Consider the following 5,594-nt stretch of genomic DNA (forward strand, 5'->3'; position numbering starts at 1 on the left):
CAATTTTTTTTCGTTTTTCAATAGACATACATCTGCCACTCGGATTCTGAAAATCAGGAATAAGATAAATAAATTTCACTTTATCTTTATATTGTTTTAATACATCTTCTAATTTATCTAAATTTATCCCGTCATTATCCATGGGAATTCCTACAATTCTTGGGCCATACGATTTAATACTATCAATAGCACCAACATAAGTAGGAGTTTCACAAACAACAATATCTCCTTCTTCAATCAAACCTTTAGATATATAGTTCAATCCTTGTTGAGATCCACTAGTAATAAAAATATTTTTATAGGAGATGTTTTCAACACTAAATTTCTTTTTCATTAAGCCCACAAGTTCATTTCTTAATGGATCATATCCGTCTGATGCTGCGTACTGAATAGCGTCTCCACCTTCTGTTTCCAATACTTTATCGGTAATATCTTTTAATTCTTTTACAGGAAATAAATTAGAATCTGGCAGTCCACCTGCAAAAGAATAAATTTCTATTCCCTGAGCTGCTTTTGCACGAATCTGACCAGTTATGCTTCGAATTGCGGACGGTGTCAATGCATCTAAAAATTTACTCGATATACTCATATTCATTCCTCCTCACTGACTCCCTTAAACTTTAGTTATCATAAAATTTGAAGACTTCTTCTAAGGCTGCTTTGATTTTCGGATCAGTGCAGTTCGACGGCTGACGGGCCGGGCCTACGTGATAGCCGCGCATGTTGACGGCGAGTTTTACGACGGAGTTCGGGTTGCCCATCTGCATGACGTTGCGGAAAGCGCGGATTTTCTTCTGCGATTCGTTGGCTTTTTCGATGTTGCCTTCTTTCCAGTAGTTGTAGATGCTGACCATCAGTTCCGGGAAGACATTGGAGCAGCCGGAAATCGCACCCGTGCCGCCTGCCATGAGGGCCCAGAGGATGAGGGAATCGCTGCCGGCCAGGACGTTGAGGCGGGGATCTGTGTTTTCGATGTACTTCAGCATATTGTCGAAGTTGCCGCTCGAATCCTTGATGCCGATGATATTTTCATATTTTGCCAAGGTCTTGACCGTCGTCCATTCAATGGCGTTGCCCGTGCGTGCCGGAATGTTGTACAAGAGGATCGGCATGTCGATGGCTTCGGCAATGGCGCTGTAATGTTCAATCATGTCTGCCTGCGAGGCTTTGACGAAATACGGCGTAATGATGGAAAGGCAGTCGACGCCGCCCATATCTTTTACTGCCTGAGACAATTCAATCGTTTCTTTCGTCGTGACGCAGCCTGTGCCGGCATAGACAGGGACGCGGCCATTGACGGCTTCGACAGCGGCTTCGATGATTTCCAGTTTTTCTTTTGCCGAGAAAGCGTAGAATTCACCGTTCGTGCCGAGCGGGAAAATACCGTGGACACCGGCTTTGATCAGATGATCGATGAACGCCTGGTATTCTGCTTTGTTGAATTCTTCTTTCTCTGTCAGTGCCGTAACGACTGGCGTAATCAAACCTTTTGCTTGGAACATATAAACCTCTCTCCCTTAACTATTTTTATCCTTCTGCGAAGCGTTTCCCTAAATCGACGGCGTAGCACATGCTGTCTGCCTTGGCAATGCCCTTGCCGGCAATGTCGAAGGCCGTGCCGTGGTCGACAGACGTGCGGATGATGGGCAGGCCCAGCGTGACGTTGACGCCGGAGTCGAAAGCGACCATCTTCATCGGGATGTGACCCTGATCGTGATACATGGCGACGACGATGTCGTAAACGCCGTTATAGGCTTTCAGGAAGACCGTATCCGGCGGTACCGGACCGTCGACGTAAAGGCCTTCAGCCTGTGCGGCTTCCACGGCCGGACCGATTTCTTCGATTTCTTCGCGGCCAAAGAGTCCTGCTTCGCCGCTGTGCGGGTTGAGCCCTGCTACGGCGATGTGCGGCTTCGCCAGCCCCAGGCGCTTCATGGCGCCGTCTGCCAGATGGATGCATTCCAGGACGCGGGCCTTCGTCGCTCTGTCACAGGCATCGCGCAGCGAGCAGTGCGTCGAAACGTGAACGACGGACATGCGTTCGCTCCAGAGCATCATCGTGTACGCTTTCGTTTCCGTCAGGGTCGCGAAGATTTCCGTATGGCCGTCAAAATTATGGCCGCCTTTGTGGAGTGCTTCCTTATTCAGCGGCGCCGTCGTAACGACGCTGATGTCGCCTTTCAGGGCATCGTTGATGGCTCTGGCAATATATTGATAAGCAGCATCGCCGGCGATAGAAGAAACTTTGCCGATTTCGATATCTCTGCCAATTTCCAGATCAACGACGGAAATGACGTTGATTTTTCCCGGCTGGAAATCTTGGACGGTATTTATTTGAACGAGCGGCGTCATCAAGTGAAGCAATTGATGATAGTACTGGAGTATGCTGTAGCTGCCATAAATCAGGACAAACTGTTGATACTCTTTTTTGGCATCTATCGCCTTGAGAGAAATCTCTGGACCGATACCAGATGGATCTCCCATGGTGATACCTACAAACTTTGCTGCCACCATTCTTCCTCCTTTGTTACATTCTCTATGTTATTATGTGTTTTTATTTGTTTATTTATGTTAGGTAAATTATAAGAGAGTTTCACTCATAAGTCAATGGGTTTTCTTTATATTTTTAATGCTCATTTCTTATTATCTTTTCTGTTATTGATGACCTTTCTTTATATATAAAAACCTAAGCTAAGCCGTTTTATATAAGCGTTGTCTTCTTTGCATACATGAAATTTAAATATAATAAGAAATACAGAAAAAGCAAAAAGCTAATACGCAGTGTGTAATAAACCAACATTGCACACAACGCATTAGCTTTTCTTTTATGTTCTTTTTAGTTCTTTTATGGTTAATTTTTTATAAACTTAGTTCATTTAAGCAACGATAAATATCTTTTTCCGTCCCAAAGGCACCGGCTTTGGTCACGATAGGCAGTCCCTTTTTAGGGCCGCCCAACAAACGTCCTTCTACAAAGCCCGGGATGATTTCCCGTTCGATATGGGAACCGCCGGCCTGCAGCTGCTGGATGACGGCAATGGCCGTATCGCCGCCGGTGAGGAAGAGACCGCGGACGTCCGTTTCCTGCAGGACCGCCGGCACCATACGGCTCAGGGTCTGTTTCGTAAATTCCGCCAGTTCGTCCGTAGAAATCCCCTTTTTCCGGCCGTATGCAGCAAAGTCTTCATAGTCCTGCCGGCATGCGGCCCCGGTAAGGACCGTATCCTTTCCGGCCTGCAGCGCGGCGATGACGGACCGGATTGCTTCATCGCACTGCCGCGTTTCATAGAGTTCCTGCATGTCCAGAGCGATGACAGCAAGGCCCTGTTCCTTACAGTACGCCAACTGGGCCATAGTCTTGCTGCTGATACTGCCGACGACGGCTAAAGCCGGATGCTGGGGCCGGGCCTGCAGAATGCCTTCGGCAAGTCCTGCCGAGCCGATCCAGAGGATTTTTTTACCCGTCTGCATGGCCTTGCGGGCAATCGCCGTCAGCTGCTCCTGCTGCAGCGTATCGAAAGAATAAGCCCGTCCTGTCAACGCAAAATCATCAGCTTCGATATCTGCGAGCGCGACATGCTGCACCGCTTCGTGCAGGCAGTCTTCCAAAAGGGGCTGCAGGCGGTCTTCTGTCAGTGGGTTGCGCGGATCCGCTGCGATTTCCGTTTCCATGAGCGGCGTGCCGTGTACGCAGAGCCGGCCGCCTTCTACGGTCCGCCCCTGGGCCGGGTAGGCCGGTGCAAAGAGGATCAACTCCGGTCCATAGGCCGCGGCGGCCGCCCGGATTTCTTCCTGCAAATGGCCGCGCAGCGTCGAATCGACTTTCTTGTAGAGCACGCCGCAGCCGCCCGTCGCTTTGACCTGCTGCACGGCGCTGTACACTCGTTCATAAGCTTCGTTTCCCGTAATGACGCGGCTTTCCGTATCGATGGACAGACTGGCTCCGTCGTCCCGGACAGCTGCCGTATCCAGGATGACGTCGATAGGCGTCCCCGCTTTGCGGACCTGGACGCCCGTATCATTGGCGCCCGTAAAATCATCGGCAATAATGACAAATGGATGCATGTTCATTTCCCCTTTAGACCTGGATAAATTCGAGCCCGTGCTCAGCGAAGAGTTTTTCTTCTTCTTCACTGGCCTGATAGTCACTGATCAGGATATCGAGTTTCCAGAGGTCAAAAATATAATAGAGTTTATGTTTCTTGAATTTTGAATGATCCGCGACGAGGACCAGCTTATCCGCTGCGTCCAGGCAGGCGCGCTTGACGTCGATTTTCTCAGCATTCGCTGTCATGATGCGCCAATCCGGCGTAACCGCCTGGGTGCCGAAGAAGCAGTAGTCGAAATGCATGGACCGCACCATATTGGCGGCCAGGATACCGCACGTCGAATTCGATTCGGCATCGATATGGCCACCCAGTAGGATAACGTATAAACCGGGCACCGGCGTCAGGACCTGGGCAATGGCCAGGTCGTTGGTGACGACTGTCAGGTTGTCCCAGTGCTTCTTGGCCATCAAGTCGGCCAGTTCAAAATTCGTCGTCCCGGCATCGAGATAGATGCTCATAGACGACTCGATCAGCGGCAGCGCTGCAGCGGCCATACGGCGCTTTTCTTCGATATGGACCAGTTTGCGGTTGCGGTACGTCGCTTCCTTGACGGACGATTCCACCAAAACGGCGCCGCCGTGGCTCTTTTCGACCAGGCCGCCTTCTTCCAGATGCTGCAAATCGCGGCGAATGGTCATCGTCGTCACATCGAGCTGCTGTGCCAAATCATTGACCGTCACGGCTTTGTTCTTATACAGTTCATTTAAAATAAATTGCCGTCGTTCTGCTGGTAACATACACTTCACCTCATGTTTATCCTTACATACTTTTCTCATTATATTTTGTTTATATTTGTTCATTTATGTTAACTCATTATAACAAGAGAAAAAAAAGGCGTCAAGAAAAAAGGGCTTGTCGCACGACGACAAGCCCTTTTTGAGTATTAAGTTTGCAGTTTGTAGTTTTTAGAAGCCTTCGTGCGACAGCCCCTTTTTGAGTGGCTCGTGGCTCGTAGCTAGTGGCTCGTAAAGGCCTGCCATTATACCAGAATGAGGCTGTGATAAATTTCCCTAGCGGGCTCGCCACGTGCGAGCCCCTACGTGCGGCCGTCGGCCGTGTATTTTTTGCGACCGGCGACCGGCCGCCTGCGTTTATTTTTTCATCGCCTGTATGCGATTCCGTAGGGGACGCCTGTTAAGGCGTCCAGCCTCTGCTGTCCGTTTTGGCAACCGTCTTGCGCCTTCCGCTGGTCGGCACCTGCCGGGCCAAAAAGGCCGCGTGAATCCTGTGAATGAACGGAATTTATGACAGATGTCACATAGTCGTAATATAATCAATGAGTCTGTTGCGGCGAAACGCCGCATCCGTAGGAGCCGCCCAGATTTTTTCTGGTCTGTCCAGTACAGGATAGTCCCCGGACGGACAGTTGCAGCGGGCGGCCCGCTACGCGCTGAGGGGTTCCCGAAGCGTCGTTGTCACTTTGAGTCTGTCGCGGTGCAGCCGCATCTGAGTCCGAAAAAAAGCCGTAAACTTTAGAAATGGAAG

5 protein-coding genes are annotated in these 5,594 nt (G+C 49.8%); all 5 read right to left on the minus strand.

Annotated features, from left to right (window positions below; genetic code table 11):
* Positions 1–589, minus strand: a 589-nt coding sequence (locus NOS26_RS03240; protein WP_255917261.1) for an aminotransferase class I/II-fold pyridoxal phosphate-dependent enzyme, incomplete at its 3' end; no start/stop codon positions are given.
* 31 nt (positions 590–620) lie between these two features.
* Entirely contained in the window at positions 621–1,502 is an 882-nt protein-coding gene (dapA, locus tag NOS26_RS03245; protein ID WP_255917262.1) for a 4-hydroxy-tetrahydrodipicolinate synthase, read from the minus strand.
* Between the two features lie 25 nt (positions 1,503–1,527).
* Positions 1,528–2,514 carry a 4-hydroxythreonine-4-phosphate dehydrogenase PdxA gene (gene pdxA / locus NOS26_RS03250; protein WP_255917263.1) on the minus strand — a complete coding sequence of 329 codons (987 nt, stop codon included), beginning with the start codon at positions 2,512–2,514 and terminating at the stop codon, positions 1,528–1,530.
* 345 nt (positions 2,515–2,859) lie between these two features.
* On the minus strand, positions 2,860–4,065 hold the full coding sequence (locus tag NOS26_RS03255; RefSeq protein ID WP_255917264.1) for a four-carbon acid sugar kinase family protein: 1,206 nt from the start codon (positions 4,063–4,065) through the stop codon (positions 2,860–2,862).
* 13 nt (positions 4,066–4,078) lie between these two features.
* A complete protein-coding gene (locus tag NOS26_RS03260) occupies positions 4,079–4,846 on the minus strand; it encodes a DeoR/GlpR family DNA-binding transcription regulator (RefSeq protein ID WP_255917265.1) in 768 nt (255 codons plus the stop codon).
* Between the last annotated feature and the right edge of the window lie 748 nt (positions 4,847–5,594).

Source organism: Megasphaera sp. SC8-1 (assembly GCF_024436295.1).
In the GTDB taxonomy this organism is placed as follows: Bacteria; Bacillota; Negativicutes; order Veillonellales; family Megasphaeraceae; genus Megasphaera; species Megasphaera elsdenii.

Coding starts and splice junctions, on each gene's coding strand:
- dapA (WP_255917262.1), bottom strand. CDS start 1,502: ATGTTCCAAGCAAAAGGTTTGATTACGCCAGTCGTTACGGCACTGACA.
- pdxA (WP_255917263.1), bottom strand. CDS start 2,514: ATGGTGGCAGCAAAGTTTGTAGGTATCACCATGGGAGATCCATCTGGT.
- NOS26_RS03255 (WP_255917264.1), bottom strand. CDS start 4,065: ATGCATCCATTTGTCATTATTGCCGATGATTTTACGGGCGCCAATGAT.
- NOS26_RS03260 (WP_255917265.1), bottom strand. CDS start 4,846: ATGTTACCAGCAGAACGACGGCAATTTATTTTAAATGAACTGTATAAG.